Below are 26920 nucleotides of genomic sequence, written 5' to 3' on the forward strand. Positions count from 1 at the left end.
GAGCCTACTTGAGGACTCCTACCTCCTTGTAGAACCGCTCCGCACCAGGGTGGAGGGGAATGGGCAGGCCCTTCACCGCCTTCTGGAGGCTGAAGAAGCGCTCCAGGTTGGGGTGGATCTTCTTGAAGGCCTCCTGGTTGCCGAACACCGCCTTCATGAACTTGTACACGGTATCGGGGGATAGCTTCTCCGAGGCGATCAGCATGGCCTGCACCGCCACCGTGGGCGTGGTGACCTCCACCCCCTTGTAGGTACCCCCGGGGATGTTGAAGCCCACGTAGAAGGGGTACTTCTTGGCAATGGCCTGGATCTTGCCCAGGTCCACCGCCACCAGGGTGATGGGGGTGGTGAGGGCCAGTTGCTGGATGGCGCTGGCCCCCAGGCCCACCGTGTAGAAGAGGGCATCCGCCCGCTTATCCTGCATGAGCTGGATGCCCTGGGTGGCGCTCACCCGGATGGCCTGGCCCAGGTCTTCAAACCGGAGGCCGTAGGCCTCGAGGATCTGCCGGGCATTTTGCTCGGTACCCGAGCCCACATCGCCCACCACCACCCGCTTGCCCTTGAGGTCCGCCACGGTGCGGATGCCTGCGTCCGCCCGGGCCACGATATGGATGACCTCAGGGTAAAGGGCCGCCAAAGCGCGGATGCCCTTCACCGGCTTCCCATCAAAGGCAGCGATGCAACATCCCTGATAGGCGTAGTAGGCGATGTCGTTTTGCGCCAAGGCCATCTCGAACTCCCCGGCGGCGATGGCGTTGATGTTGGCCACGCTGCCCCCAGTGGAACGGGCGTTGGCCCGAATGCCCACGCCCGCATCGTTCACCAGCTTGGCCATGCCCGTGGCCACGGGAAAGTAGACCCCCGTGGTGGCGCCCGAGCCGATGGTGACGAACTCCTGGGCTAGGCCCAAGCCCAGGAAGGCGATCCCTGCCAATAACGTATTCCTCAGCCACATAACCTTACACCTCCTTTATGCCGCAGGCAGTATACCCGTAGCCCCTTCCCCTCCACAAGCCCTACCTCCCCGCCACCTGGAGCCTCCGCTCCAAAAGGTTTGTGAAGAAGGTGAGCACGGTGGTCAGGAGGAGGTAAATGGCCGCCACCGCTAGGTAAACCTCCACGGGCCGGAAGGTGGCCGAGATGATGCGTTGCCCGGAGAGGGCCAGCTCGGTAAGGGCGATAACGCTGGCCAGGGAGGAATCCTTGAGAAGGGCCACCACGTTGTTGACCAAGGGAGGTACCACAATGCGCAAGGCCTGGGGCAGGATCACGAAGCGCATGGTGTCCGCCGGGGAAAGCCCAAGGGACCAAGCGGCCTCCCACTGCCCCTTGGGAATGGCCTGGATGCCCGCCCGGACCACCTCGGCGTTATACGCCCCCACGTTGAAGGAAAGGGCGATAAAGGCCGCCCAGTAGGGGGTGAGAACCTGCTGGGCCTCGGGCCAGAGGGGCTGGAGCAAGAGGGGCAAGGCATTGTAGGCAAAGAGGATCTGCACCAAAAGGGGCGTGCCCCGGGTAACCCAGATGTAAAAGCTGGCGGGAAGCCGCACCCACAGGCGCCGGGATAGGCGGAACATCCCGGCGAACACCCCGATGACCAGCCCTGCTAGGCTGGAGATCAAGGTGAGCTTTAAGGTGATCTCCGCACCCAAGGCCATGGCCTGGCCCGCGGAAGCCGCCCGGTCAGGCCCAAAGCCGGTAAGAAGGAAGTAGCGCTCCAGCACCACGCCCAGAAGGGCGAACAGGCCGAAATACCCCCCAAGGAGAAGGGCTAGGAGCAAAAAGACCCGCAACCAAGATGGCATCTTCACGGCAGGAAAAGGGCCCAGGGCAACCCCTTTACCCCGGGCCCGGGACTGGCTTACCTACAGCGCACGTCCTCGCCGAACCACTTCTTGCTGATCTGGGCGTAGGTACCGTCCTTCATCAGGTCGGCCAGGGCCTGGTTAAGAGCCTGGAGCACGCTCTTATTGCCCTTGGCCACCGCCATGGCCACCCTTTCCTGGAAAACCAGCTCCCCAAGCTGGAGGGTATTCTCCAACTTCCGCTCCTTGATGGCCTCCTTGGCCACGAAGCGGTCCGTAATCCAAGCGTCCAAACGGCCCGAAAGGAGGTCTTGAAGGGCATCGGGATCCTTCTGGTAGGTGCGGACCTGCTTGATGCCGGGGATCTTCTGAGCAGCTTCCATATAGGTGGTGCCGATCTGCACCCCTACCACCTTGCCCTGGAGTTCCTTGGGCGTCTTGGGGCCTCCCTTCTTGCTCACGAGGATGCCGCCCGTGCAGTAATGGGGGTTGGTGAAGTCCACGGCCTTGGCCCGCTCCTCGGTGATGCCGTGGGAGGCGATCACGAAGTCAAACCGGCCCTGGTTCAGCTGGATAAGAAGGCTATCAAAGGCCTGGGTGATCCATACGGGCTTCAGCCCCAGCTTTTTGGCGATAGCGTTACCCAAGTCCACCTCAAAGCCCGTGAGCTGATTTTTCTCGTCAAAGTAGTTGAAGGGAGGAAAGGCCCCTTCGGTACCGATGCGGATCTCACCCGAGCGCTTGATCTGGTCCAAGGTCCGCACCTGGGCGAAGGCCACGGCCAACCCTAGTACCCCAAGCAGCAAAAGAATCCTTTTCATGCTCACCCTCCCTGATGCACGGGCCGATTATACCCTAGGCCCACCGCACCCACTCCACCCGGCCCGTCACGGGATGCCTGAGGGCTATGCGCACCCCGTAGGCGTAGCTTCCCGGCCGGGAAGGACGGTAGGCCACCTCGAACCATCCCGAGGCCTCCTCCATGGGCACCACTTCCAGCCCCCCGCCTGCGCGGCGCACCACCAGCTGGACCTCGAGGAATGGCCTTAGGGCCTCCGGCACCTCCCCCTCCAGGTAAGCCCGCGCCCGCAAGGGCTCCCCATTCAAGGTCAGGTCCCCTGGAACCTCCACCCGGAGGGCCAGGCCGTAAAAGGCAGGCAGGGCCTGGTGGAAGGCGCGCAGTACCTCCTCTTCCCCTCTGGCCTTCCCCGCCCACTCCTGCCCCCTTTGGTAAAGGGCCAGGTACTCCCGCACCATACGGGCGGCGCTGAACCTCGGACCCACGGTGCGGAGGCTCTCGTGGACCATGGAGAGCCACCCCGAGGAGTACCCCTCGGGGCCTGTGGCGTAAAAGAGGTGAAGCACCTCCCCCTCCAGCACGTCGTACAGGGCCTGGGCGTCGGCCATGTCCTGGGCTTCCTCGTTCTCGTAGACCCGTTCGTCGCCGATGGCAAAGCCGTTCTTGCCGTTATAAGCCTCAGCCCACCAACCGTCCAGGACGCTTAAGTTCAAGACCCCGTTCAACGCCGCCTTCATCCCGCTGGTGCCCGAGGCTTCCATGGGCCTCCGGGGAGTGTTGAGCCAGACATCGCTGCCGTGGACCAAAACCCGGGCCAGGTACATGTCGTAGTCCTCCAGGACCACCATGCGGTCCTCGAGGCCGTACTCCTTGATCCTGGCCACCAGCTCCTGGAGGTAAGCCTTGCCGGGCTCGTCCTTGGGATGGGCCTTGCCCGCAAAGACAAACTGCACGGGATAAGGCCCCTGGAGGATGCGGAGGAGGCGCTCGGGATCCTTGAAAAGCAAAACAGCCCGCTTGTAGGTGGCGAAGCGGCGGGCAAAGCCGACGGTAAGGGCCTCCGGGTCCAGGATGCGCTCCGCCTGGCGGAGGCGGCTTGGGCTCTCCCCATTCCGGCGGCGTTGCTCGTAAAGGCGGGAGCGCACCTCCCGCACCAGCTCAGCCCTGAGGTCCCGGTGGATGCGCCAAAACTCCTCCCCCAACCCCTCCACCCTCCAGGTGGCGGGGTCCTCAGGATGCCGCAGCCAGTCAGGACCAAACACCTCCGCGTAATGGCGGCGTAGCCTGGGGTGGAGGAAGGTCCAGGTGTGGACCCCATTGGTGATGTGGCCGATGGGCACCTCCTCCCGCAAAAGCTCCGGCCAGAGGTGGTGGAACATCTCCCGGGAAACCTCCCCGTGGAGGCGGGAAACCCCACCCGCCTGGGCGCTGGTCCTAAGGGCCAGGTTGGACATGGAAAAGACCTTGCCCCAAGGCTTCTCCTCGAGGCCCAGGGCGAAAAAGCCCTCCTTGTCCACGCCCAGCTTTTCCCAGAAACCCAAGAGATACCGTTCCACAAGCTCCAGGGGGAAGGCGTCGTGCCCCGCGGGCATCGGGGTGTGGGTGGTGAACAGGGCCCCGGCCCGGGCCAGTTCCAAAGCCACCGGGAAGGTGTATCCCTCGGCCACCAGCTCCCGCACCCTCTCCAGGCCCAGGAAGGCCGAGTGCCCTTCGTTCATGTGGAAGACCTGGGGGTTAAGCCCCAAGGCCCGTAGCAGCCTAACCCCCCCGATTCCCAAGACCATCTCCTGCTGGATGCGCATCTCCAGACCAGGAGCGTAAAGCCTGGCGGTGATGGCCCGATCCTCCGGGGCATTTTCCGGAAGATCGGCGGTGAGGAGGTATACGGGCACGGCACCCACCTGCACCTGGAAGGCCCCAAGCCAAACCGTACGCCCTGGAAACTCTACCCCCACCCTTAAGGGATGACCCTCCTGGTCCTGCACGGGCAGAAGGGGTAGCTCTTCCGGATGCAGGGTTTCGTACACCTCCACCTGGGCTCCCTCCGGGGAAAGGCGCTGGTGGAAGTAACCCTCGTGGTAAAAAATCCCCACTCCCACCAGGTTCAAGCCCAGGTCGCTGGCTGCCTTGATGTGATCCCCAGCCAGCACCCCAAGCCCCCCCGCATAGATGGGCAAGGAGCTATGGAAGCCGTATTCCGCAGAGAAGTAGGCGGTGAGAGGCCCTTGCTTTACCTCCCGTTCCTTGAGGTAGGCCTCCAAGGCCGCCACCACCGCCTGGACCCGGGCAGGATAGGTGCCATCCGCCAGGGCCTCGAGGCGGGCGGGGTCCACCTCCAAAAGCAACTTGACCGGGTTTCCGCGGAAGCGCTTCCAAAGCAACGGATCGATCTCCTGGAAAAGCTCTGCCGCTTCCGGATTCCAGCTCCACCACAGGTTATAGGCCAGCTTCCTCAAGCCCCTAAGAGCCTCTGGAAGCTCGGGCATGGCGGTAAGACGCCCAAGTACCCTCATGGGGTGGATTATACCCCTCACCGAAGCCGCCGCCAGAGCTCTGGGCTGAAGAGGAGGACCACAGGGAGGATCTCTATCCGCCCCGCCCACATCTGGAAGATGAGAACCACCTTGGAAGCAGGATGGAGTTCCGCATAGGAACCCATGGGGCCCACCGTGCCCAGCCCCGGCCCGATGTTGCCGATGGCTTGGGCGCTGGCGGTAAAGGCCTTCACAAAATCTCCCTCCAAAAGCGCCAGGATCAGGGCGCCGAAACCAAAGAGGAGGGTGTAAAGGAAGATGAAAACGGAAACCTGCCGCAAAGCCTCCTCGGAAACCACCCGGGGACCCAGGCGAAGGGGAAGGACCGCCCTGGGGTGGAGGGTGCGGGTGATCTCCCGCCTTAGAAGCCCAAAAAGCAGGAGCCAGCGCACCACCTTGATGCCCCCCGCCCCCGAGCCCGCACTTCCCCCCACGAACATGAGGATCACCAGGATGGCCTGGGCTGGTACCACCCACTTTGCAAAGTCCACGCTGGCGAAACCAGTAGTGGTAACAAAGGAGATCACCTGGAAGAACGCATGGCGGAGGCTGGCCTCGAGGCTATACATGTGGTGGGTGTAGAGGTAAAGGGAGAGCAGTAGGCCCGCAAGGAGCACCAGCAGGGCATAAGCCTGGAACTCGGCATCCCTGAGGAGGGGTTTGATCTCCCGTCCGAAGAAAAGGCGGTACTGCAGCAGGAAGTTCACCCCCGCCAGGAACATGAAGGCGCTGCCCAGCCACTGGGCCTGGAGGGGATAGGCGGCAAAGCTTTGCGGGTTGGGGCTGAACCCGCCCGCCGGGATGGTGGTGAGGGCGTTGGCCAAGGCCTCAAAGACAGGCATACCCGCCCACCAATAAGCCAGGAAGGCCGAGGCGGTAAGGGCCAGGTATACCTTTAGAACTGCCTGGGCGGTGTGCCGTAGCCTTGGCGTAAGCCTTTCCTTCTCCACCCCCGTGCTCTCGGCGAAAAAGGCCTGGCGGCCCGCCACCTGGAGTTGGGGAAAGACCACCAGGAAAAGCACCACGATGCCGATGCCCCCCATCCACTGGGTGAAGCTTCTCCAGAGAAAGAGGCTCTTGCCAAACTGCTGGAAATCCGAAAGCACCGTGGCCCCAGTGGTGGTAAAGCCGGAAACCGCCTCAAAAAGGGCGTCCAGATAGTTCAGCCCCCCCGAGACCCAGTAGGGTATGGCCCCTAAGGCGGGCACCAAAAGCCAAAGCAGGGCCACGGCGGCGAAAACCTCGGCCCGATGCGGTTGGGCCTCTGGATGTCCCACCTCCTGCAAGGCCTTACCCAACCCCACCCCCAGCACCGCTCCCAGGAGAAACCCCCGGGCATCCTCCCCCCAACCCAGGGCCAGGAGGGCAAAGGCCAGCATGAGAAGGCCGAAGCCCTGATACGTAAGGCCCAAGAGGTACAGGCTGGAGCGAAACCCCTGCCTAGCCGACGATGCGGGCCACGGTTTCATCTGCCACCTCCCGGGCCACCACCAAAAAGAGCCGGTCCTTGGGAAGGGCCTCGAGGTCCTCGCGGTAGAGCATCACCCGATGGTCTCGCTCTAGGGCCACCGGGGCCACCTGGGGTGTGGCCAGGGTACTTAGGTACCTGGGCCTGAAGCTTTCCGGAAGCTCCACCTCCAATAGCTCAATGTTCTCGTCCATGGTGGACACATGCTCCACGTTCTCGGGTCCCAGGTAGTCCAAAACCGCCCGCACCGCCGCCTGGCGGGGCGTGAGGGGCAGGTCTATGCCCACCTGCTCAAAGAGCCTTCGGGTCTCCGAGCGGGACACCCGGGTGATCACCTTACCCACCCCAAGCTGCTTAGCCAAGAGGGAGGCCAGGAGGTTCTTCTCGTCGTTATCGGTCACCGCCACCACCGCATCGGCTTCCCGCAATCCCTCCGCCTCCAAAAGCTCCAGGTCGGTACCATCCCCTTGGATGATGAGGGCACCAGGAAGCTCCTGGGAAAGCCATTCGCACCGCTCACGGCTGGGCTCGATGATCACCACCTCGAGGCGCCGCCTTAAAAGCTCCTGGGCCACCATGAAGCCCACGTTTCCCCCACCGATGACCATTACCCTCCGCACGCCCCGCCCCGTGGCGAAGCAGGCTTCCAGCTCAGGGAAAGCCCTTAAGGTGGTGACGAAAAGGATCTTGTCCCCCGGCTCCAGGATGACCTCGGGATACTCCGGGTGGGCGAAGCTCCAAAAGGCTCCATCCCGCACCAACCCCACCACCAGGACCCCCTCCGGCCAGGAAAGCTCGGATAGAAGCCGGTGGGCGTAGGGCCCTCCTTCCTTCACCCGGTACTCCACGAAGCGGAGCCGCCCCTCCGCCAGCACCTCGGTGTCCACGGCCCCGGGAACCAGGATCACCTCCACAATCTCCCTGGCCATGGCCCTTTGCGGCCAGAGGACCTTGTCGATGCGGGTACCCAGAATCTCGGCGGTGCGGGGATCGGTGAGCACCTCCACATACCCTCCCTTGCCCACAAAACACAGGGTTTCCTTAGCCCCAAGCCCCTTGGCCAAAAGGGAGGCCAGCAGGTTCACCTCATCGGAATCCGTGCTGGCGATGAAGAGGTCCGCTCGATCTACCCCGGCCTCCCTAAGGGCGTCGGGGTCGGTGGCCCCGCCCACCACCACCTTCACGTCCAGATGGGCAAAGCGCTCCTTGGCCTGGGGATTGCGATCCAAAACCACCACCTCATGGGCTTTTTCCAGGGTGCGGGCCAGTTCCCCGCCCACCTCCCCGCCCCCGGCGATGACGATGTACATACCGCTCCTATCCTAAACCTGGACCCCGTAAAGGTCGTAGGTATCCGCCCGGGTTATCCGAACCGGGATCCTCTCCCCCACCCGGGCCGTGCCGTCGGTTTCCACGTAGACCAGCCCGTCTATACCCGGGGAATCCCGGTAGCTCCGGCCCACGGCCAAGCCAGGCTCTGGAAGCTCGTCCACCAGGACCTCGAGGGTCTTGCCCACGAAGCTTTGGTTCTTTCGCAGGCTGATTTCCGCCTGCACCTCCATAAGCCTGGCCTTCCGTTCCTCCTTGACCTCCTCAGGAACATGGCCCTCCAGGGCGTTGGCCTCGGCTCCCTCCACTGGGGAATAGGTGAAGACCCCCACGCGGTCCAGCTCCGCCTCCTGCACAAAGTCCAGGAGGATCTGGAAGTCCTCCTCCGTTTCCCCAGGGAAGCCCACGATAAAGCTGGAGCGGACGCAAAGCCCTGGGACCACCTCCCGCCAGGACCTCAGGGTCTTCAGGTGGCTTTGGTACCCTCCGGGACGGCGCATGAGGCGGAGGATTCGCTCCGAAGCATGCTGGAGGGGCACATCCAGGTAGGGAAGCACCTTGCCCTCGGCCATGAGGGGAAGAAGCTCCCGCACGTGGGGATAGGGGTAGACGTAGTGAAGCCGTATCCAAGCCCCGAGCTCCGCCATGTGGGAAAGAAGGTCCTTAAGCTCCGCCTTCACCAGGCGGTCACCCCAGAAGCTTTCCCGATGGCGGAGGTCTACCCCGTAAGCAGAGAGATCCTGGGCGATGAGGATGAGCTCCCGGGTACCCGTGGCCACCAGCCGGGCGGCCTCCGCCAGGACCTCCCCGGCGTCGCGGGAGCGCAAGCCTCCCCTCAGCTTAGGGATGATGCAGAAGCTACAGCGGTGGTCGCACCCCTCGGAAAGCTTCAGGTAGGCGTAGTGCCGGGGGGTAAGCTTCACCTGGGGCGGGATGAGGTCCAAAAGGGGGTTGCGGGGTGCGGGCAGGACTGCTTGCACAGCCTCCAGAACCCTCTCCACTTCCCCGGGGCCGGTAATTTCCAACACCATGGGGTATCTCTCCCGGATCACCTCGGGCCTGGCTCCCAAACACCCCGTCACCACCACCTTGCCGTTTTCCCGCAAGGCCTCCCCGATGGCCTCGAGGCTCTCCTCAATGGCCGGGGTGATGAAGCCGCAGGTGTTCACCACCACCAGTTCCGCCTCCTCGTAGGTGGAACTGGTTTCGTAGCCTAAGGCCTTCAGCCGGGAAAGGATCTGTTCCGAGTCCACCAGGGCCTTGGGGCAGCCCAGGCTCACAAAGCCGATCTTCGCCATAGACCTCCAGGAGCCCGGTCAGCCCGAAGGGCCATCTTCGGGGCTCCAACGAACCAGTATAGCCCCCTTCCAAGCTTCCTGTGCCGGGGCATCAAGGCGCTTCAAAGCGACGGGTAAGGGGCTTCCCCGGCTCCCCCAAGGGCCCAAGGTCCCTGCCATCCAAGAAAACCCGCACCGCCCCGGGATTCCCCGAGCGCACCTCCACCGGAAGGTCAAAGACCAGCTCCGCACCCACCTCAGGAATGCCCTCATACAAACGCTTCCCCCCTTGGGTGACCCTAAGCCAGCTCCGGCCCTCGAGGCGAAGTACCAGTTTTCCCGGGGAAACTTCCGGCTGGGGATTGGAAGAAGTGGACTCAGGGGAAGGCTTGGGAACCAGGCGGTAACTTAAGGAGAGGTTCCGGTCCAGGTTCACCTCCTCCTCCACCGGCTCGTACCCCGGAAGCTCCAGCCTAAGAAAGCGCCTACCTCCTTCCAGGGGAGGTGAGGCCAAGGGCGTCTGGCCCAGGTAGAAGCCATCCAGGTATACCCGGGCTCCCGGGGGCTCGCTCACCACTCGAAGCCCATAGCGCTCCGGAGGCTTGGGCGAGGGCTCAGGGGGCAAGCTTACCGTCTGCACGGGTGCCGGACGCAAAACCAGGTACGCCCCATACCCTAAGGCCCCCAAAAAGGCCAAGACCAACAAAAGAGACCAGGGAAAAGGGCGCCGGGAAGCCGGCGGGGGGAAAGGCGGAAAGGTGGGGGCCAGGGGGTAAAGAGCCAAAAGGGGCTCGGGGTCTAACCCCAAGAGAAGGGCATAGCGCCGGAGGTAGCCCCGGGCCAAGGCCGGCTCAGGGAGCTCCTCAAAACGGCACTCCTCGAGGGCCTCCAACACCTTGGCCCTCAAGGCTAGCCGCGCCGCCGCCTCTTTAAGGGAAAGCCCCTTCTCCTCCCGGGCCCGCCTTAACCTTTCCCCTAGTTCACACACAAGGCTATTCTAGCCCGGCCCAGGCCAGGGCCACCCGGGCTGCCAAGCGTGCGTTTTCCAGGAGAAGCCTCTCGTTTACCCGGTCGGTCTCCCCTCGGGAAAGCTCCGAAAGGCGCCTCAGGAGGTAAGGGGTAAGGGCCTTGCCAAACACCCCCTCCCTGGCCGCTTGGTGGCTGGCCTCCTCCACCCAAAGGACCACCTCCTCGTAGGGAAGGCCTTGGGAAACGGGATTCACCAGAAGAACCGCGCCTAAGCCAAGTTCCCGGGATTTGCGGAGGACCAAGGCAGCTTCGAGGGGAGTTTCCACCCGGGCGGGCACAGGGAAGGGGGAGGAGGGGGAAAAGAAGGCGGGCAGGCGGTCCGTGCGGTAGCCCACCACGGAAACCCCAAGGGTCTCCAGACGTTCCAGGGTGGCCCTCAAGTCCAAGATGGCCTTGGGCCCAGAGGAAACCACCAGAATGGGGGTACGAGCAAGGGCCAAAAGATCAGCGCTCTCGTCAAAGGGCTCGGGATGCACCCCCCCGATCCCTCCAGTGGCGAAGACCGCGATCCCGTGGCGGTAGGCCAGGTGGACCGTGGCCGCCACCGTGGTTCCGGCGCTTTTCCTCTGGACCAAGAGGGCGGGAAGGTTCCAGAGGCTCGCCTTCTCCGCACCGCCTTGGGCTAGGGCCTCCATCTCCTCCTGGGAAAGGCCGACGCGCACCTCCCCCTGCACGAGGGCGATGGTCTTGGGGATAGCTCCTTCAGCTCGCACCGCTTCCTCCAGGGCTTTAGCGGTGCGCAGGTTCAAGGGGTAAGGTAACCCATGGGTCAGGAAAGCAGACTCCAGGGCCACCAAAGCTTCCGCCATGGGGGCAGGATACCATGCTTCACACTTCCGGCCACACCACGACCTCCTCCCCCACTTTGAGCCCGTGGAAGAGGAGAAGCTCCGGCGCAAGGCGGATCTCCAACCCCAGGCCCTCCATGCCTTCCACGGGCAGAAGCACCTCCTTGTGAGCCTTGACCCGCACCCGTTGAAAGAAACCGTAATGCTCTTGCCAGGCAGCAAGGAGCAGGGTATCCACCTGGGTCCCCTGCCGCCCCAGGGCTACCCGAAGCCGAGCCGTGCGCGGTACCCGGGGGAGTACCTCCACCAGGCGCAGCCGGGCCAGGTGGCCCAGACGCCTTAGGACTTCCCCCAGGGGCAGGGCCAGGCGGAAGGCCAGATCCAGGGGGCTTTGGCCACTGCCCAGGGCCAGGAGGAGGGAAAGCTCCACGGGGTCTAGGGTACTTTGGACCGCCTGGGCCCGGGACCCCGGCCGCACCAGGTCAAAGGGACCCACCTCCACCCGCTCATCCAGAAGGCGGATCGCCTGCAAGAGGTAGGCCTCGAGGGGGCCTTCCAGGGAACTCAAGGGAGGCCGTACGGAAAGCAGAAAGCGAAAGCGCCCCTCCTTCAACGCCAGCACCTCCAGCAAGGCCTCCTGCCCCACCTTCTCCCTGAACACCGCATGGACGGGCCGGCCCTGCTCCAGGTAAACCTCCCCCCTTCCACCCCCTGCCTCCACGGTAAAAACCCCTGTCTTTCCCCCCTGGGCGAGGAGCTGCAACCAGTCAATGGGACCTAAGAGGCGGAAATCGCCTTCCATAGGGAACCAAGGTATCCCTTGCCGAAGAAGTGCACGTGGGCCAGGAGATAGTAGACCTGGTACCGGGGCAAGGCCTCCTCCACCTCCTCCGGAATGGGGTAAAGAGCCTGGTAAGCCTGCCAGAAAACTTTGGGAAACCCTCCGAAAAGGCGCATCATGGCCAGGTCCACCCCCCGCTCTCCCACGAAAAAGGAAGGATCCAGAAGGGCAGGCCCCTCCGGGGTAAAGCGGACGTTGCCGTGCCAAAGGTCCCCGTGTAGGGGTGCAGGCCCCTCGGCGGGCAGAGGCCTCTGAAAGAGGGCTTCCACCTTGGGACCAAGGCCCTCAAGGCGGTCCCACGTGGCCTGCAAAAGAGGCTCTATGCACCGCGAAAAGAAGAACTCCGTCCACTCCCTCCCCTCCCCGCCCGGCAGGGGAAAGGTGCCCAAGAACCCCGCCTCGGCCCGGTATAGAGCTTCGCGCTGGCGGTGTAGACCCGCCAGCATGCGGGCCAGACCTTCCCAATCGGGTGGGCCTTCCGGCAAATATTCCAGGATCAATCCCTCCTCGGCCGCAAAGAATACCCGGGGCACCCGCACCCCTCGCTCGGCCAAGGCCCTAAGCCCCCGGGCTTCCGCGGGAAAGAGGCCTAAAGGGGGGCTCGGCGAAAGCTTCACCACATAGGCCCCCAGGCGGTACACCCGGGAAATATCCCCGCCGTAAAGGGGCTGAGGCACACCCTTGGCCTCAAGCCCCGCCCGCTCAAGAAGTTTCCTGGGGTCCATCCTCCCCCAAAAGGCGATCCAGGAAAGCCCTGGCAGCCGCTTCCACCATCCAGTAGACCTCTTGGCAGTCCTCCAGGTCCCCGTAGTACGGGTCCGGCACCTCCCCCCCGCCCAGGTAGTCCAGGAGGAGGCGCACCTTCCCCCTAGCCTCGGGGAAACGCCTTTGGACCTCCGCCAGGTTCTCCCGGTCCATCACCAAAATGTGGTCGTAGTAAAGGGCATCTTCCCGGGTCATCTGCCGGGCCACATGGGGGAAGTAGGCCCCTTCCCGCTCCAGCACCTTGCGAGCCCGGGGATCCATGGGTTCCCCAACGTGCCAAGCCCCCGTGCCGGCGGAATCCACCTCAAACCGGGCCTCGAGGCCCCGCTCCCGGATGAGTTTGCGGAACGCTCCTTCCGCCATGGGGCTTCGGCAGATATTCCCCAAGCAGACAAAAAGCACCCGTACGGGACGGTCCATGCCTCCCATGATAAGCAGGTCCTCAGTAAGGAACCTCCGCCACCACCTCCGTACCCTTTCCCGGCTCCGAACGCACCTGGAAGCGCCCACCCCGGGCCTCCACCCGCTCCCGCATCTGCGTGAGGCCAAACCCACCTAAGCCCTGGGCCTCGGCGTTTTGGAACCCCTTCCCGTTGTCCCGCACCACCAGCCGCGCCCCCCGCTCCCCCAAGGGGAGGAGTTCCACCTCCACCCGGCTGGGCTTGCCGTGCTTGGCGGCATTGGTGAGGGCCTCCTGCAGAACCCGGAAGAGGACCAGCTCGCTGGCCTGGGAAAGCCCCACTCCCTCCGGTAGGGAAAGCTGCACCCGAAAGCCCGCCTGCTCGGCAAAGGCCTGGGCGTAGCGGCGCACGGATTCCAGGAAGCCGTAGCGCTCCAGGTCGATGGGCCTCAGGGCGAAGATGCTCCGGCGCACCTCCCGGATCTGCGCCCTCAGGGTCTCCTTCACCTCGGCCAAGGCCTTCAGGGCCGCCTCCTGGTCCTTGGCAAGAAGCCTCTCCGCCAGATCCAGCTTCAAGGCCATGAAGGCCAGGCTCTGGGCAATGCCGTCGTGGATCTCCCGGGCGATGCGGGTGCGCTCCTCGTTGATGGCCAGCTCCTCCGCCCTGAGGTACGCCTGGGCGTTGCGCACCGCCAAGGCCACCTGGGAGGCCAGGAAGGAGAGGAAAGGAATCCGCCGGGAAAGGCCCTTGCCCTTAAGGACCAGCACCCCCACCGTCTCCCTGGCCTTTAGGGGCAGGGCCAGGGTTTCCTCATCCACGAACACCGGCCCCTCGAGGCTCCCCTTCCAAACGCCATCCGGCAGGAAGGGATGGGAGGGCAGGGCCAGGTTCCGCACCACCCGGGGTACCAGGAACCCCTCCTCGTCCATCAGGAGAACCCCACCCCCCTCCGCCTCCGCCCAGACCTGGATCCGCTCCAGAAGCCCTTCCAGGAGGCGGTCCAGGTTGGCCTCGGCCTTGAGGGCCTGGTCCACCTCAAAGAGGGTAAGGCGGTCCCGGCTCCGGGCCACCACGGATTGCAGGGCCCCCGCCACCTCGTGGGCCAGCACCTCCAAAAACACCCGTTCCGGCTCCGGAGGGCAGGCCTCCAGGTAGCCTTTCAAACCCGGAAGCTCCACCCGCATCCCCCCACATTCCTCCCCGGCATGGACTCCCTCGGCCTCGAGGGCCACAGGGTACCCCAAGGTCTCCCCCAAAGCCCGGGCGATGCGGGAGACCGCCTCCTCGAGGTTCTCGCTCTCCAAGGCCTCGCGGAACACCCGCCCTGCCGCCAAAAGGCGGCGGTTCGCCTCCTCCAAGGCCCTTTCCGCCCGCACCTTCTCCAGGGTTTCCTGAGCGATCCACTCCAGCACCGCATAGGTAACCAGAGGGCCCACCAAACCGTAAAAGCCAAGCCGTAGCCAGAGGAGGCTATCCACGTGCCGGTAGGGCAGAAGGGCCAGCTCAAAGACCACCACCACCGAAGCGATCAAGGGCGGCAAAATCCGCTGGGCCAAGCGCACCAATCGGTAAAGGCTGTGGCTAGCCATCCTTTCCCTTCGTACCCTCCTTTTTCAGAGAGGAGGTTACCGCATACCGGCTTTGGTGCAGAAGCCCCCTGAGAAGCTGCACCTCCCCTGGGGAAAGCCGGGCCTTGTGGAAGATGCGGCGCAGGCGGCGCATGGCGTAAGGGTGGCGGTGTTCGTCGGTGAACCCGATCTCCAGCACATACCGCCCCAAATCGGCGAAAAATCTCTCCAGGGCCTCCACATCCGCCAACTCCTCCTTAGACGCCACACTGCCCTCCCGCAACCAGGCCTGGTAAAGCTCGTAGGCGAAGACCACCACCGCCTGGGCCAGGTTCAAGGAAGGCTGCTCGGGAGCGGTGGGGATGGTGCCGATGAGGTGGGCCAGGTCCAGCTCCTCGTTGGTGAGGCCAAAGGTTTCCCGGCCAAAGACCAGGGCAACCTCTCCCTTTACGGAAAGCACATGGGCGGGGACCTCCCGGGCCGTCACCACCGGGGCCGGGTAGAGTTCCCGGGGCCTTCCCGTGGTGGCCACCACGAAGCTCACCCCCTTGAGGGCCTCCCCGAGGCTTTCCACCGCCACCGCCCGGTCCAGCACCTCCTCGGCATGCACCGCCAGCCAGTAGGCCTCCCGGGCCCAAGGAGGCCCCACCCGGGGCGAAGGCTTCACCAGGTAAAGCCGCGAAAGGCCAAAGTTCCGCATGGCCCGGGCCACCGCCCCCACGTTCATGGGCTCCTGGGGTTCCACCAAGACGATGCGCACACGTTCCAGCACAGCCTCCTCCTCGAGGTCCTCACTGCCCGGGCGGGGGGGTAGGGAAAGCCTCCTCGCCAGAACCAGGGGGATAATCCATGGACCCTACCCCAGCCGGAGGGGCTTCCTGAGGAAGCCCAGTCCCACCCGAAGGTGGGGCCTGCAGGGCGGGTACGGGTGCCTTCCCCTGGGGAAACCAGACCTTTACCCCTTCCTGGGAAGGCTGGCCCGAGAGGAGATCCATCCCCACCTGCACCAGGCCTGCAGGCGGGGGGAAATCCCCTCCAGGCCTTCCCCTCAGGGCCCCCGCCACGAACTCCCGCCAGATGGGGGGGTTGACCACGGAGCTGGAAGGCTCCCTCCCTCCCATGCGCAAGGGCTTGTTGTCATCCCGGCCCACCCAGACCACCGCGGAAAGCCCTCGAGTCACCCCGGCAAACCACAGGTCCCGGGCCTCGTTGGTGGTGCCGGTCTTTCCCCCCACCACCCGCCCGGGGATGCGGGCCCCTTTGGCCAGACCCTTTTCCCCCAGGTCGTAGACATATCCCTTCAGGAGGTCCCACCCCTGGTAGGCCACCTGGGGATCAAAGAGGCGCTGCCGTTCCGGAAGAGCCTGGTAAAGCACCTGCCCTTGGGCATCCTCCACCCGCTTCACGTAGATGGGAGTAACCCGGTAACCCCCGTTGGCAAAGGCGGCATAGGCCGCCGCCAGGTCCACCGGGGTGATGGAGGCTCCCCCGATGGCGATGGCCAGGGTGGGATACTTCACCGCAAAACCCGCCTGGGACAGTTTTCTCGCCACCTTCTCCACCCCTATGGCCTGGGCGGTGTAGATGGCAGGCAGGTTGAGGGAGAGGTCCAAGGCATAGCGCACGGTGATCTCCCGGTTAAGAAAGGTGCCGGAGAAGTTCTTAGGCCGCCATACCCCTCCCTTCTGGCTGGGATCGGGAAACTCCAGGGGGCGATCGGGAACCAAGGTGGCCTGGGTCCAACCCTCCTCCAAGGCGGTGGCGTAGACAAAGGGTTTCACCGCACTCCCGGGGTTGCGCAGGGCCCGGGTGGCCCGGTTGTACTCATCCCCCTCCCGCCTTACCCCCCCCACCAGGGCCAGCACCTCCCCCGTTTCGGGATCCAGGCCCACGATGGCCAGCTCCGCCCCCTCCGGCAGCCTGGCTCCCTTGGCCGCGGCCTCCGCCGCCCGTTGCATGGCTGGGTCCAAGGTGGTGTACACCTTAAGCCCCCCCTCGCCGTAGACCTTTTCCTTCCCGAAGCGGGCCTCGAGGAAGCGGCGCACCTCGAGGACGAAATGGGGGGCCATCCGGTAGTCCAGCTGCCTGAGGATGCGGGCCTCGGGATCCACCAGCCTGGCCTCCAGGAGGTTTCCCTCCCCGTCGTAGCGCACCTCCCACCCCTTGGGGGCAAGGGGCTCCCGCCAGGCAGCCTCGGCCACCTCCGGGCTCACCCAGCCCTCGGCCACCATCTGGTCCAGAAGCAGGCGCATCCGCTCCCGCACCCCCTTCAGGTCCTGGTAGCGGGCGTTGGGAGCCGGGATCAAGGAGGCCAAATAGAGGCCTTCTGCCAGGGTCAAGGCAGCAGGGTCCTTACCGAGATAGGCTTCCGCCGCCCCCTTGATGCCCACGGCGTTGCCTCCCCAGGGCACCACGTTCAGGTACATCTCCAGGATCTCCTCCTTGGTGTAGCGCCTCTCCAGCTCGAGGGCCAGGGCCCACTCCTTGAACTTGCGCTCCAGGGAACGGGCCTGGGCCAGCTCCTTGAGGAGGGTGTTTTTGATCACCTGGGTAGTGATGGTGCTCCCCCCCTGAAGATCTCCCCGAAGGATGGCGTAGAGAGCCCCTAGAAGGCGCACGAAATCCACTCCATAGTGCTGGAAATACCGGCGGTCCTCCGAAAAAACCACCGCCGCCACCGCCGCCGGGGAAACCTCAGAAAGCCGCACCAGGCTCCGGTGGATGGCCCTTCCCTCCTCCACGCTGGCGATCTGGGCCAAGGGGGTGCCGTCCCGGGCGTAGAGGGTGGAGGTGGCGGTGAGGCGCAGCCGATCAAACTGGGAGAGGTCAGGAAGCTGGCGGGTGTAGGCGTACGCCAGATACCCCAGGGCCAGGCCTGCGCCCGCAAGAAGTCCGGCCAGGGACAGGAGGAGGAAGCGGAGCACCCGCACGGCCCTCAGTTTACATGGGCCTACCCCAAACCCAAAAAGCGGAATAGCTTGTCCCGGGTGAGGGGTTTTTCTATGGCCATCACTCGCACCACCTCGGCGGTAGTCCTAAGCTTTTCGGTGGGCTCTATGAGCACCGCCAAGGGCACCTCCTTAAGCCGGCGCACATGCCGGATGCGCGCGGCCACGGCAAAGGGGTCCACATCCAAGTTCTGGTCCAAAAGCACATATCTGGGCGTATGGTCCAATAACCAGAAGAGGCCTTCCCGGGCCAGGTCAAAGTGGCGGACGGGGATGCCCCGCTCGGAAAGCACCAAGTCCACATAAGCCCGCAGGGCATCGTTGCAGCTTAATAGGAGAAGCCCCGGATAATCCGTCGCCACGGGGCCAGTTTATCCAAAGGTTGCGAAAGGGATGTGAAAAATTTGGCTGGGGCGCGTGGATTCGAACCACGACCGGCGGATCCAAAGTCCGCTGTCCTGCCATTAGACGACGCCCCAGGGCCAACCAGGGTGTTTGCCCCAACGGGCAAAGCCATCCAGATTGTAGGGCAAAGCAGGGCTCCCGTCAAATCCCCTTTTGGAGTTCGCCTTGACCCAAGTCCGGATGGGATCACACGTTGAAGAGAACGTAGAGGACATCCCCATCCTGAACCTCGTACTCCTTGCCCTCGAGGCGCACCCAACCCCTTTCCTTGGCCTTGGCCCATCCAGAAGCCTCCACCAGCTTGTCCCAGGAAATGACCTCAGCCCGGATGAAGCCCTTCTCCATGTCGGAGTGAATCTCCCCCGCCGCCTCCGGGGCCTTGGTTCCCCGGCGCACCGTCCAGGCCCGCACCTCCTTCTCCCCGGCGGTAAAGAAGGTGATGAGGCCAAGCGCCCTATACCCCGCCTGGGCCAGGCGCTGGAGGCCGCTTTCCCTTAAGCCGTAGGCGGCGAGAAGCTCCCGTGCTTCCTCTGGGGAAAGCTCGGCCAGCTCCGCCTCCAGCCGGGCGGAAACCACCACCACCTCGGCCCCCTCGGCCTTGGCCCTTTCCCGCACCGCCTGCACATGGGGGCTGCCCGCCCCCTCGGGTAGGTCCTCCTCGCCCACGTTGGCCACGTAGATCACCGGCTTGGCGGTAAGGAGGGGGGTTTCCTTAAGCAGGCGGCGGAGCTCGGCATCCTCTCCTTGCTCTCCGTTTAAGAGGAAGGTGCGGGCGGGCTTTCCCCCTTGCAGGTGGGTGTAAAGGGCCTCCGCCGCCTCGAGGGTGGGGACCAGATCCCGGTTGGCCCGGGCTTCCTTCCTAAGCCGCTCAAGCCGCCTTTCCCAGGTGGCGAGATCGGCCAGGAGGAGCTCGGTTTCCACCACCTCCGCATCCTCCAGGGGATCCACCCGGCCCATCACGTGCACCACATCGGGATCGGGAAAGCACCGGAGCACGTGGGCGATGGCCGCCACCTCGCGGATGTGGGCCAGAAACTGGTTGCCGAGGCCTTCCCCCTTGTGGGCTCCCTTGACCAGGCCCGCGATGTCCACGAACTCCACGTGGGTGGGGACAACCGGAGGCTTCCGATCCCCCTTGGCGAAGACCCTCTGCAGGGCGTAAAGCCTTTCGTCCTCCAGGGATACCACGCCCACGTTCTTGTCAATGGTGGCGAAGGGGTAGTTGGCCGCCAAAGCCTGTGCCCGGGTTAAGGCGTTAAAGAGGGTGGACTTGCCCACGTTGGGTAGACCGACGATTCCCACAGCCAGCATCTCGACCTCAAAAAAAGCCCCAACTAGGGGCCTCTTTTCATCCTATCACATCCCTTGCGTATGATGGCAGGGTATGGACCTGGCCGCCCACATCGACCACACCCTCTTAAAACCCACCGCCACCCCGGAGGAAATCCTGAAGGTGGCGGAGGAAGCCCTGGAATACGGGTTTTTCGGCCTCTGCATCCCTCCATCCTATGTTCCCTTGGTGCGGGAGCGTTACCCCCATGCTCCCTTTCGCCTGGTAACCGTGGTGGGCTTTCCCCTGGGCTACCAGGCCAAGGAAGTCAAGGCCCTCGAGGCAGCCTTGGCCATCGCCCAGGGAGCCGATGAGGTGGATATGGTGATCCACCTGGGCCGGGCCTTGGCCGGGGATTACGCCTACATAGAGGAAGAAGTCCGCACCGTGCGCCAGGCAGCACCCAAGGCGGTGCTCAAGGTGATCCTGGAAACAGGCTACTTCACCCCTGAAGCCCAGGGTCAGCCCCGTAGGGGCTATCTTGAAAACCTGGCCGAGGCGGCCATCCAGGGCGGGGCCGACTTCCTGAAAACCTCCACCGGCTTTGGACCCCGGGGGGCCAGCCTGGAGGACGTGGAACTCCTGGTAAGGGTGGCCCGGGGCCGGGCCCAGGTCAAGGCCGCAGGCGGCATCCGCAACCGGGAAACCGCCATCAAGCTCCTCGAGGCGGGGGCCCAAAGGCTGGGTACCTCCAGCGGGGTGGCCCTGGTGAAGGGGGAAGGCGGGGATGGGTACTAAAAGGCGGCGGAAAAAACCCACCCTGGCCGGGCTTCCCGGCTATTTGCTCCTTCTGGTCATCCTCCTCCTCTGGCTTTTCCAGGAGCTCCGTCCAGGCCTCCCCCCACCTCCCCCACAGGTGGAAGCAGGGGGCGTGGAGGTCTACTTCATGCCCCGGGAAGGGGAGGCCGCCAAGGCCCGGCTCATCGCCCTCATGGACGGAGCCAAGGAAAGCCTGGATGGGGCCTTCTACGAGTTTCGCGACCTGGAGATCGCCAAGGCCTTGCTCAGGGCCAAGGAGCGGGGGGTGAGGGTGAGGCTCTACGGGGAAAGCGATTACCGAAACGACTTCCGCCGCTACCTGGTGGGTGGAGCCTTGGGCCAACAAGGGGAAACCCCCCGCATACCCCAGGCGGCCCTCCGGGAGCGCATCCGGCCTTTGTCCCTGGACTGCGAGGAAATCGTGGGGATCCCCGTGTGCTTTGACGAACGGGAAGGCTTCATGCACCACAAGTTCTTGGTGGTGGACGGGCAGGTGGTCTGGACGGGAAGCACCAACATGACCTGGAATGCCTTCGCCCGGAACAACGAAAACAACCTCCTTCTGCCCTCTCCCACCCTGGCCCAAGGCTATGCCCGGGAGTTCGCCGCCCTCTTCGAGGGTGCCAAGGAGGGCCTGGGAAAACCGGTTGCCTTCCACCTTTCCCCGGAAAAGGGCATACCGGCGAAGGGCACCGCCTACTTCAGCCCCAAAGGAGGTGCGCTGGGCCGGGAGGCTCTCCTGAAAAGGCTCAGGGCTGCCAGGAAGGAGATCCTGGTGGCGGCCTTCGTGCTCACAGACCGGGAGGTGGTGGAAGCCTTGGTCCAGGCCCAGCGGAGGGGAGTGGGGGTCCAGGTCCTTCTGGAAACCCGCAACCTCGAGGATAGCCGGGAAGACAACCTCCTGCGGGCTGGGGTGGCGGTACGGAAGGATGGCAATCCTTACACCCTCCACCACAAGGTGATGGTGATCGACGGTACCTTTGTGATCACGGGAAGCTACAACTTCACCGCCAGGGCCTGGCAGGTGAACAACGAGAACCTTCTGATCCTGCAAAGCCCCGCCCTGGCGGAACGCTACCGGGAGGAGATCCTAAGGTTATGGCAGGAAGGGCAACCCCTTTAGTGCTGACCCTGGCCTCGGGAAGCCCTAGGCGAAGGGCCCTCCTCGAGGCCCTGGGCTTCCCCCTTAAGGTGGTGCCCCCAAGGGTGGAGGAAGCTGGGGAAGACCTTCCCCAAGATCCCAGGGAGCTGGCCCTAGCCCTGGCCCGGCGCAAAGGGGAGGAGGTGCCGGGGGAGTGGGTGCTGGCGGCGGATACCGTGGTGGACCTGGACGGCCAGGTCCTCGGTAAACCCAGGGATAGGGTGGAAAACCACCTCTTCCTCCGCCTCCTTTCCGGGAGAACCCACCTGGTCCACACCGCCATTTACCTGCGCACCCCTCAGGACCTGGTGGTGGAGGTGCACACCACCCGGGTCCGCTTCCGCAACCTTTCCGAAGAAGAAATCGCCTGGTACGTGCAGAGCGGCGAAGGGCTGGACAAGGCTGGAGGCTACGGAGCCCAAGGCTTGGGAATGGCCCTCTTGGAAGGAATCGAGGGGGATTTCTACACGGTGGTGGGCCTGCCCGTGGCCCGGGTCTTCGCCCTCCTCTGGGAAAGGGGGTTCAGGCCGTGAGGGAAGTGGCCTTGCGACGGGGGATCTTCCTCCTCCTCCTGGCCTTGGGCCTGGCCATGGCGGCCCTAACGCGCCCCCTTGCCCCCCGCCTCGCCCTCACCCTTTCCCCCCTCACCGCTCCCCTGCCAGCCCTGGGCCACCGCCTGGGGCAGAACCTGCGGGCTGCCTCCGCCATTCTCCTGAACCGCCAGGATCTCTACGGGGAAAACCGCTCCCTGAAGGCCCGGATTGCCCAGCTGGAAAGCGAAAACCGAAGGCTTCGCCTCGAGGTGGAACGCCTTTCCCGGGCCCTCAAGGTGCGGGCCTCGCAGGCCCCAGGGGTGGTGGCGGTGGCCCCGGTGGTGGGGGAGGACCTCTCCGGCCTTTACCGCCGCCTGATCCTGGGCCTAGGGGAGCGGGATGGCCTCCGGGTGGGCATGCCGGTGACCGCCCCGGAAGGGCTGGTGGGGCTCATCGTGGAGGTGGAGGAACGCCGGGCCCTGGTGCGCACCCTCCTGGACCCGGAAAGCCAAGTGGGCGTGCGGCCGGAAAAGGCCCCGGGGCGGGGAGTGGCCCGGGGGGTTCCCCCTGACCACCTGGTGGCGGAGTTTCCCCCCACGGTCCAGGTGGCTCCGGGAGACCTCCTGCTCACCGGGGCTCCCTTGGGCCTTTTCCCGGACGGGATCCCTGTGGGCCGAGTGGAAGGCATCGAACGCGTCCAAGGCGGTTTAAAGCTACGGGCCTGGGTCAAGCCTCTGGTGGAGCTTTCCCTACTGGAGGAGGTTATCGTGCTGAGGCCCTTATGATGGGGATTCTTCTCCTCTTTACCCTTGTGCTCTCCGGATTCCTAGGAGCCCTCTGGCCCCAGGGGTTGATGGCCCCGGACCTCTTCCTGGTCCTGGCCCTCCTTTATGCCCGTAGCCTTCCCTATTACCTGGGCCTCCCTTGGGCCTTTTTCCTCGGACTTGTGCAAGACCTCCTGGGCTACGGGCTTTTGGGCCTTCATGCGGTGGGGCTCCTGAGCGCCAGCTACGCCTTCTATGCGGCAAGCCGCCGCCTGGCCCCGGGAGAAACCCCTGGGGTTCTCTTTTCCTTTCTGTGGGCCTTTTTGGCCAAGTGGGCGGGCTACTTCTTGGTGGCCTACTGGCTCCGCCTGGAGCTTCCTTCCCTCTTGCCCCTGGACCTTTTCCTCGAGGGCCTCTTCACCCTTCCCCTGCTCCTCCTGGCCTGGCGCTTTCTGCCCTCCCCCCGACGACCATGACCAGCCGGCTTTACGCCCTCATGCTCTTCTTCCTCCTGGCCTTCGGCCTCCTGGCCTTAAGGGCCTGGCACCTCCAGGTGTTGGAGCACGAGCGGTACGCCCTAAGGAGCCAGGGCAACTACCTGAAGACCGAGGGCATTCCTGCCCCCCGGGGCCGCATCCTGGACCGCAAGGGGCGGGTGATCGCCCAGGACCGGCTGGTGGTGGACCTGGTGTACGAGGGGGGCGAGGTGGCCTTCAAGGAAAGGCTCCTCCCCCTCCTGGGCTTGAAGGAACTCCCCAAGGTCCAAGGCCCCACGGTCCTCAAGGCAGGGGTACCCGAACACCTCCTGCCCACCCTGGCGGAGATCACCGCTGGGCAGAAGAACCTCAAGCTGGTGGAGCGCATCGAGCGCTCCTACCCTAACCCCATCTCGGGCCCCGTGCTGGGGTATGTGCTCCAGGCCAATGCCGAGCAGGTGAAGCGGGGATACAGCCCCGACGAGCAAGTGGGCCAGGCAGGCCTCGAGGCCGCCCTCGAGCCTTATCTCAGGGGCAAGCGCGGGGTGAAGGCGGTGGAGGTCAACGTCCGGGGGGAGCGCCTTAGGGAAACCATCCTGGAGGAACCCACCCCCGGGCAGGATGTGGTCCTCACCCTGGACCTGGACCTCCAGCGAGCGGCGGAAAAGGCCCTAGAGGAAGCCTTGGCCGATATCAACGCTGGGCGGAGGTCCAAGGGTCTTCCCCCCGCCACCCGGGTCAAGGGGGCCATCGTGGCCGTGAACCCCCAAACAGGGGAGGTTCTGGCCATGGCCAGCGCCCCATCCTTCGATCCGAGCCTTTTCGCCAAACGGCCCGTACCCCAAGAGGTCCAGGCCCTTCTTAAGGACAAGGACCTTCCCCTCCTGAACCGGGCGGTGCAACCCTACACCCCAGGTTCCACCTTCAAGCTGGCCACCAGCTACACCCTCCTGGAAGAGGGGTACGTGAACCCCTCTACCGCCTTCCGGTGCAGCCCCTACATCGTCTTTGGAGGCCAGGTGCGCCGCAACTGGGCCACCCGGGATATGGGCCCCATGACCGTCAAGGAGGCCATCGCCTGGAGTTGCAACACCTGGTACTACCAGGCGGTAGCCCAAGACCCCCTGGGGGTGGTGGACCGCCTGGCGGCGAGGGCCCGCCTTCTGGGCCTAGGGGAAGCTACCGGGCTGGAAATCGCCGAGCGAACGGGGCTTATCCCCACCCGGGCTTGGAAGCGGGAAGCCCTCAAAGAGCCCTGGTACCCGGGGGAAACCCTTTCCCTGGCCATCGGGCAGGGCCCCGTCCTCACCACCCCAGCCCAGGTAGCCCGCATGCTATCCAGCATCGCCAACGGTGGCAAGAAGCCTACCCTCCACCTGATCAAGCGCATCGGCCAAAAGGAGGTCAGACCCCGGCTTGAACCGGTACCCGGACGTTTTTGGAAAATACTCCAAGAGGGTCTACGAAAGACCGTGAAGGAGGGTACCGCTCGCCATATTCTCGGGAGCTTTCCGGTGCCCACCGGCGGCAAAACGGGCACCGCGGAAACCCCAGGCAAGCGGGCAGGCCTCGAGCACGCTTGGTACATGGGTTATGGCCCCGCTGAACCTGGCTCCCCCTACCCTCCTCTGGTGGTGGTGGCCTTCTTTGAAAACGGCGGGGAGGGAAGCCGCGTGGCCCTTCCCGCGGTGCGCAAGGTCATGGCCGCCTACTGGCAGGTGGAGGAAGCGCAGGCCAGGTAGAATAGCGCCATGCGCCTCCGCGCCACCCCCAAAGCCCTAGCCCTGCGCCTGGATGGGGGGGAAACCCCGGAAGAAATCCAGAACCTCAAGCTGCCAGAAGACCTTCCCCTCGAGGTGGAGGTGGCCGGGCCTGTATCCGGAAAGGTGCTGGAAGCCCTTCTGGAGCTAGGCCGGCCCCTTACCCTGATCCCTCCCAGAAACCGCCTTCCCGCCGGCACCCTGGTCCTCAGCAAGACCCTGCGTTCCGGCGAGCGGGTGGAGCACCCCGGCACGGTGGTGGTTCTGGGTGACGTGAACCCCGGGGCCGAGGTGGTAGCGGGAGGGGATGTGATCGTGGTGGGCAAGCTACGCGGCCTCGCCCACGCCGGGGCTGGCGGGGACGAGGAGCGCTTCATCTTCGCCCTGGAACTGGCCGCTAAGCAGGTGCGCATCGGCCCCCACTTGGCCCAAGCGCCGGAGGATTTAAACACACGGGGCCCCGAGATCGCCCGGGTCCAGGAAGGAAGGATCGTGGTGGAGCCCGCTAGAAAGCGATAGTTCCCGTCTCCACCCCGTAGCGCTTCAGCACCAGGTAAATAATCCAACCCGATACAGCCACGTACAGCCATATGGGCACCAGCACCCTGGCCCAACGCTTGTGCAGGATGAACTCCCCCTTAAAAGCCCGCCAGATCACGTAAAGGGCCAGGGGGCCGTTGAGGGCAGCCAGCAAAGTGTGGGTGAGGAGGAGGAAATAGTAGGCCCCTCGCCAGGCCTCCGGCCCCCCATAGGCGGTGGTGCCGTAAAGGGCCCACTTAGCAAGATAGAACACCAGGAAAAGGAGGGCCAAGGAAGTGGCCGTCAACATGGCCCGATGGTGGGCCACCCTGTTCCCCTTTTTGATCAAGATAACCCCTGTCACCAAGGCCAACCCGGAAAGCACGATGCTCCACACCGCCAGCAAACCCAAAAGCTCCTTCACCGCTTTCCCTCCCCTAGCCGCTCACCCAGAAGCCGCACGGGCTCCAGCTTCGCCGTGCGCGCATAGCTGTAACCCCTAAGGTAATCCTCCTCCTGGCCCAATAGCTGGTACAGCCTAAGGTAGGCCACGGCCAAAAGCCCATCCCGCTCCCGCCCTGGGGGAAGCCGGTGGAGAAGCCTGGCGATCTCGCGGAACCTGGGAGCCTGGCTGGCCTCGAGGGGAGTTCCCCTCAACGCCCGGGCCAAGTCCGCCAAGGTATCGCCGTTAGGCCTCATAGCCCCCAGGAGTGTACCACACCCTGCCCCTAGGGAATGCGCCGGCTGGTGCGGTTCCCAGCGGCATCCACCGCGACCAGCACAGCCCCGGCCGGCACCTCCGCGGAAAAGGCCACCGTGGCCTCCTTGGGAAGCGAAAGGGGATTAAAACGACCGCCCACCCGGACCACCACCCGGTCCACCTGGACGTTGTCCTCCACCCATCCGTACACCCGGTACAAGTTCCCCTCCCGTTCCACCCGCTCCACCACGATGCGGGGAGGCGCCGCATCCAGCACCAGGGGGACCCGCTTTTCCCCCCGGTTACCCCGGGCATCCTCCGCTTCCAGAAGGAGCTCCACCCTGCCGGAGGCCGGGGCCTGCAGGCGGAAGCGAAACTGAACCAAGCGCTTACCCGCCTCCCCAGAGGACAGGACCTCTTGGCCATTGGCCCGGACGCTCACCACCCCTGAGGGATCGAAGGCATAACCCTGCACCCTAACCTCCCTTCCCGGGGCCACCGCCCCGCCCAAGGGCTCGGTAAGCCCCATCTCAGGGGGAGCGGTGTCGGGCCGGGTGCAGGAGGCAAGAAACAACAAAAGAAGGAGGGGATGCCAACGCATCCCCTCCATCTTACCCAGCCTTCTTATAAGAAATCCCCCTAGTCCTCTCCCGTAGAATGGGGCCATGGACCTCGCCAAACACCAACGCCGCCCCCGGCTGCAACTCAAGCTGCAGCATCACCCGGATAACCTTCACGCCCTGTACCGGGAAAGCCAAGACCCCATAGAACGCTCCCGCTGGCACGCCCTCTGGCTCCTCGCCACCGGCCACCCCATCCCAAAAGTCGCCCAAACCCTGGGCTACTCCACCCGCTGGGTCCGGGACACCCTCCACCGCTACAACCAAGGCAAGCCCATGGCCGACCTCCGCCACCAAAACCCAGGCCAGCCCCCCTTGCTCCCCCCAGAACTCCAGGAGGCCTTCCGCCAGGCCCTCCTGC

The 26920-nt window shown here is 64.7% G+C and carries 28 protein-coding genes and 1 tRNA gene; 8 read left to right on the forward strand and 21 right to left on the reverse strand.

The genetic code is table 11. The features are described 5' to 3' along the window. Positions 1–4: 4 nt before the first annotated feature. From G584_RS0101585 to ychF, 18 genes are all read right to left on the reverse strand, one after another. Entirely contained in the window at positions 5–955 is a 951-nt protein-coding gene (locus tag G584_RS0101585; protein ID WP_028493033.1) for a TAXI family TRAP transporter solute-binding subunit, read from the reverse strand. A 61-nt stretch (positions 956–1016) separates the two neighbouring features. Continuing rightward, positions 1017–1805 carry an amino acid ABC transporter permease gene (locus tag G584_RS0101590; protein WP_028493034.1) on the reverse strand — a complete coding sequence of 263 codons (789 nt, stop codon included), beginning with the start codon at positions 1803–1805 and terminating at the stop codon, positions 1017–1019. Positions 1806–1861: 56 nt separating this feature from the next. Beyond that, entirely contained in the window at positions 1862–2626 is a 765-nt protein-coding gene (locus G584_RS0101595; RefSeq protein WP_028493035.1) for an ABC transporter substrate-binding protein, read from the reverse strand. Positions 2627–2660: 34 nt separating this feature from the next. After that, the gene (gene glgP / locus G584_RS0101600; protein WP_028493036.1) at positions 2661–5117 is read right to left on the reverse strand and encodes an alpha-glucan family phosphorylase; all 2457 of its coding nucleotides are present in this window, start codon (positions 5115–5117) and stop codon (positions 2661–2663) included. A 17-nt stretch (positions 5118–5134) separates the two neighbouring features. Next, positions 5135–6607, reverse strand: a complete 1473-nt coding sequence (locus tag G584_RS0101605) for a TrkH family potassium uptake protein (protein WP_028493037.1) — start codon at positions 6605–6607, stop codon at positions 5135–5137. Next, complete coding sequence (trkA, locus tag G584_RS0101610) at positions 6579–7916, reverse strand: Trk system potassium transporter TrkA (protein ID WP_028493038.1); 1338 nt, start codon at positions 7914–7916, stop codon at positions 6579–6581. The genes G584_RS0101605 and trkA overlap by 29 nt, the downstream gene beginning before the upstream one ends. Positions 7917–7928: 12 nt before the next feature. Next, entirely contained in the window at positions 7929–9233 is a 1305-nt protein-coding gene (gene rimO, locus G584_RS0101615) for a 30S ribosomal protein S12 methylthiotransferase RimO (protein ID WP_028493039.1), read from the reverse strand. Between the two features lie 91 nt (positions 9234–9324). After that, positions 9325–10200 carry a helix-turn-helix domain-containing protein gene (locus tag G584_RS0101620; protein ID WP_028493040.1) on the reverse strand — a complete coding sequence of 292 codons (876 nt, stop codon included), beginning with the start codon at positions 10198–10200 and terminating at the stop codon, positions 9325–9327. A 4-nt stretch (positions 10201–10204) separates the two neighbouring features. Then, positions 10205–11050, reverse strand: coding sequence for a pseudouridine-5'-phosphate glycosidase (locus tag G584_RS0101625; protein WP_028493041.1), 846 nt, complete (start codon positions 11048–11050; stop codon positions 10205–10207). A 19-nt stretch (positions 11051–11069) separates the two neighbouring features. Next, entirely contained in the window at positions 11070–11831 is a 762-nt protein-coding gene (locus tag G584_RS0101630; protein WP_028493042.1) for a DUF4388 domain-containing protein, read from the reverse strand. After that, on the reverse strand, positions 11807–12595 hold the full coding sequence (locus G584_RS0101635; RefSeq protein ID WP_028493043.1) for a fructosamine kinase family protein: 789 nt from the start codon (positions 12593–12595) through the stop codon (positions 11807–11809). The genes G584_RS0101630 and G584_RS0101635 overlap by 25 nt, the downstream gene beginning before the upstream one ends. Beyond that, on the reverse strand, positions 12573–13055 hold the full coding sequence (locus tag G584_RS0101640) for a low molecular weight protein-tyrosine-phosphatase (RefSeq protein WP_157626354.1): 483 nt from the start codon (positions 13053–13055) through the stop codon (positions 12573–12575). Before G584_RS0101640 ends, G584_RS0101635 begins: the two co-directional genes overlap by 23 nt. A 22-nt stretch (positions 13056–13077) precedes the next feature. Next, complete coding sequence (locus G584_RS0101645) at positions 13078–14625, reverse strand: sensor histidine kinase (RefSeq protein ID WP_028493045.1); 1548 nt, start codon at positions 14623–14625, stop codon at positions 13078–13080. Beyond that, positions 14618–15373, reverse strand: a complete 756-nt coding sequence (locus G584_RS0101650; protein ID WP_157626356.1) for an RNA methyltransferase — start codon at positions 15371–15373, stop codon at positions 14618–14620. The genes G584_RS0101645 and G584_RS0101650 overlap by 8 nt, the downstream gene beginning before the upstream one ends. 22 nt (positions 15374–15395) lie before the next feature. Then, on the reverse strand, positions 15396–17534 hold the full coding sequence (locus G584_RS0101655; RefSeq protein WP_028493047.1) for a transglycosylase domain-containing protein: 2139 nt from the start codon (positions 17532–17534) through the stop codon (positions 15396–15398). Between the two features lie 20 nt (positions 17535–17554). Then, positions 17555–17914 (reverse strand): response regulator, encoded by a 360-nt coding sequence (locus tag G584_RS0101660; RefSeq protein ID WP_028493048.1) that lies wholly within the window; start codon positions 17912–17914, stop codon positions 17555–17557. A 43-nt stretch (positions 17915–17957) separates the two neighbouring features. Further along, positions 17958–18031: transfer RNA gene (locus G584_RS0101665), tRNA-Gln, on the reverse strand. A gap of 112 nt (positions 18032–18143) precedes the next feature. Beyond that, entirely contained in the window at positions 18144–19268 is a 1125-nt protein-coding gene (gene ychF, locus G584_RS0101670) for a redox-regulated ATPase YchF (RefSeq protein ID WP_028493049.1), read from the reverse strand. 73 nt (positions 19269–19341) lie between these two features. On the opposite strand from ychF, the gene deoC reads away from it, so the two are divergent. The 7 genes from deoC to minC are packed head-to-tail and all read left to right on the forward strand — an operon-like array spanning position 19342 to position 25239. Next, complete coding sequence (gene deoC, locus G584_RS0101675; protein WP_028493050.1) at positions 19342–20025, forward strand: deoxyribose-phosphate aldolase; 684 nt, start codon at positions 19342–19344, stop codon at positions 20023–20025. After that, positions 20015–21169: a phospholipase D-like domain-containing protein gene (locus G584_RS0101680; protein WP_028493051.1), complete on the forward strand. Its 1155-nt coding sequence runs from the start codon at positions 20015–20017 to the stop codon at positions 21167–21169. Before deoC ends, G584_RS0101680 begins: the two co-directional genes overlap by 11 nt. After that, positions 21145–21720, forward strand: coding sequence for a Maf family protein (locus tag G584_RS0101685; protein ID WP_028493052.1), 576 nt, complete (start codon positions 21145–21147; stop codon positions 21718–21720). The genes G584_RS0101680 and G584_RS0101685 overlap by 25 nt, the downstream gene beginning before the upstream one ends. After that, positions 21717–22505 (forward strand): rod shape-determining protein MreC, encoded by a 789-nt coding sequence (gene mreC / locus G584_RS0101690; protein ID WP_028493053.1) that lies wholly within the window; start codon positions 21717–21719, stop codon positions 22503–22505. The genes G584_RS0101685 and mreC overlap by 4 nt, the downstream gene beginning before the upstream one ends. Then, a complete protein-coding gene (gene mreD, locus G584_RS11820) occupies positions 22502–22960 on the forward strand; it encodes a rod shape-determining protein MreD (protein ID WP_038050629.1) in 459 nt (152 codons plus the stop codon). The genes mreC and mreD overlap by 4 nt, the downstream gene beginning before the upstream one ends. After that, on the forward strand, positions 22957–24702 hold the full coding sequence (locus G584_RS0101700; protein ID WP_028493054.1) for a penicillin-binding transpeptidase domain-containing protein: 1746 nt from the start codon (positions 22957–22959) through the stop codon (positions 24700–24702). The genes mreD and G584_RS0101700 overlap by 4 nt, the downstream gene beginning before the upstream one ends. Before the next feature lie 9 nt (positions 24703–24711). After that, positions 24712–25239: a septum site-determining protein MinC gene (gene minC, locus G584_RS0101705; protein ID WP_028493055.1), complete on the forward strand. Its 528-nt coding sequence runs from the start codon at positions 24712–24714 to the stop codon at positions 25237–25239. On the opposite strand, the gene G584_RS0101710 is transcribed toward minC, so the two are convergent. From G584_RS0101710 to G584_RS0101720, 3 genes are read right to left on the reverse strand one after another with little or no spacing between them, the layout of a single operon-like run. Beyond that, positions 25226–25663, reverse strand: a complete 438-nt coding sequence (locus tag G584_RS0101710; RefSeq protein WP_028493056.1) for a DUF420 domain-containing protein — start codon at positions 25661–25663, stop codon at positions 25226–25228. The two genes, minC and G584_RS0101710, sit on opposite strands and share 14 nt — an antisense overlap. After that, the gene (locus G584_RS0101715) at positions 25660–25938 is read right to left on the reverse strand and encodes a hypothetical protein (RefSeq protein ID WP_028493057.1); all 279 of its coding nucleotides are present in this window, start codon (positions 25936–25938) and stop codon (positions 25660–25662) included. The genes G584_RS0101710 and G584_RS0101715 overlap by 4 nt, the downstream gene beginning before the upstream one ends. A 29-nt stretch (positions 25939–25967) precedes the next feature. After that, the gene (locus G584_RS0101720) at positions 25968–26540 is read right to left on the reverse strand and encodes a hypothetical protein (protein ID WP_028493058.1); all 573 of its coding nucleotides are present in this window, start codon (positions 26538–26540) and stop codon (positions 25968–25970) included. 64 nt (positions 26541–26604) lie between these two features. Here G584_RS0101720 and G584_RS0101725 point away from each other — a divergent pair. Beyond that, a partial coding sequence (locus G584_RS0101725; protein WP_028493059.1) for a helix-turn-helix domain-containing protein occupies positions 26605–26920 on the forward strand: 316 nt, incomplete at its 3' end.

This window comes from Thermus antranikianii DSM 12462 (assembly GCF_000423905.1).
In the GTDB taxonomy this organism is placed as follows: domain Bacteria; phylum Deinococcota; class Deinococci; order Deinococcales; family Thermaceae; genus Thermus; species Thermus antranikianii.

Excerpts from the sequence above, each read along its gene's own strand:
- trkA (WP_028493038.1), bottom strand. The coding sequence starts at position 7,916 with ATGTACATCGTCATCGCCGGGGGCGGGGAGGTGGGCGGGGAACTGGCC.
- G584_RS0101685 (WP_028493052.1), top strand. The coding sequence starts at position 21,145 with ATGGCAGGAAGGGCAACCCCTTTAGTGCTGACCCTGGCCTCGGGAAGC.
- G584_RS0101630 (WP_028493042.1), bottom strand. The coding sequence starts at position 11,831 with ATGGAAGGCGATTTCCGCCTCTTAGGTCCCATTGACTGGTTGCAGCTC.
- G584_RS0101625 (WP_028493041.1), bottom strand. The coding sequence starts at position 11,050 with ATGGCGGAAGCTTTGGTGGCCCTGGAGTCTGCTTTCCTGACCCATGGG.
- G584_RS0101605 (WP_028493037.1), bottom strand. The coding sequence starts at position 6,607 with ATGAAACCGTGGCCCGCATCGTCGGCTAGGCAGGGGTTTCGCTCCAGC.
- mreD (WP_038050629.1), top strand. The coding sequence starts at position 22,502 with ATGATGGGGATTCTTCTCCTCTTTACCCTTGTGCTCTCCGGATTCCTA.
- G584_RS0101645 (WP_028493045.1), bottom strand. The coding sequence starts at position 14,625 with ATGGCTAGCCACAGCCTTTACCGATTGGTGCGCTTGGCCCAGCGGATT.
- ychF (WP_028493049.1), bottom strand. The coding sequence starts at position 19,268 with ATGCTGGCTGTGGGAATCGTCGGTCTACCCAACGTGGGCAAGTCCACC.
- G584_RS0101635 (WP_028493043.1), bottom strand. The coding sequence starts at position 12,595 with ATGGACCCCAGGAAACTTCTTGAGCGGGCGGGGCTTGAGGCCAAGGGT.
- G584_RS0101720 (WP_028493058.1), bottom strand. The coding sequence starts at position 26,540 with ATGCGTTGGCATCCCCTCCTTCTTTTGTTGTTTCTTGCCTCCTGCACC.
- deoC (WP_028493050.1), top strand. The coding sequence starts at position 19,342 with ATGGACCTGGCCGCCCACATCGACCACACCCTCTTAAAACCCACCGCC.
- G584_RS0101700 (WP_028493054.1), top strand. The coding sequence starts at position 22,957 with ATGACCAGCCGGCTTTACGCCCTCATGCTCTTCTTCCTCCTGGCCTTC.
- G584_RS0101640 (WP_157626354.1), bottom strand. The coding sequence starts at position 13,055 with ATGGACCGTCCCGTACGGGTGCTTTTTGTCTGCTTGGGGAATATCTGC.
- G584_RS0101590 (WP_028493034.1), bottom strand. The coding sequence starts at position 1,805 with ATGCCATCTTGGTTGCGGGTCTTTTTGCTCCTAGCCCTTCTCCTTGGG.
- G584_RS0101680 (WP_028493051.1), top strand. The coding sequence starts at position 20,015 with ATGGGTACTAAAAGGCGGCGGAAAAAACCCACCCTGGCCGGGCTTCCC.
- glgP (WP_028493036.1), bottom strand. The coding sequence starts at position 5,117 with ATGAGGGTACTTGGGCGTCTTACCGCCATGCCCGAGCTTCCAGAGGCT.
- G584_RS0101715 (WP_028493057.1), bottom strand. The coding sequence starts at position 25,938 with ATGAGGCCTAACGGCGATACCTTGGCGGACTTGGCCCGGGCGTTGAGG.
- G584_RS0101595 (WP_028493035.1), bottom strand. The coding sequence starts at position 2,626 with ATGAAAAGGATTCTTTTGCTGCTTGGGGTACTAGGGTTGGCCGTGGCC.
- minC (WP_028493055.1), top strand. The coding sequence starts at position 24,712 with ATGCGCCTCCGCGCCACCCCCAAAGCCCTAGCCCTGCGCCTGGATGGG.
- rimO (WP_028493039.1), bottom strand. The coding sequence starts at position 9,233 with ATGGCGAAGATCGGCTTTGTGAGCCTGGGCTGCCCCAAGGCCCTGGTG.
- G584_RS0101585 (WP_028493033.1), bottom strand. The coding sequence starts at position 955 with ATGTGGCTGAGGAATACGTTATTGGCAGGGATCGCCTTCCTGGGCTTG.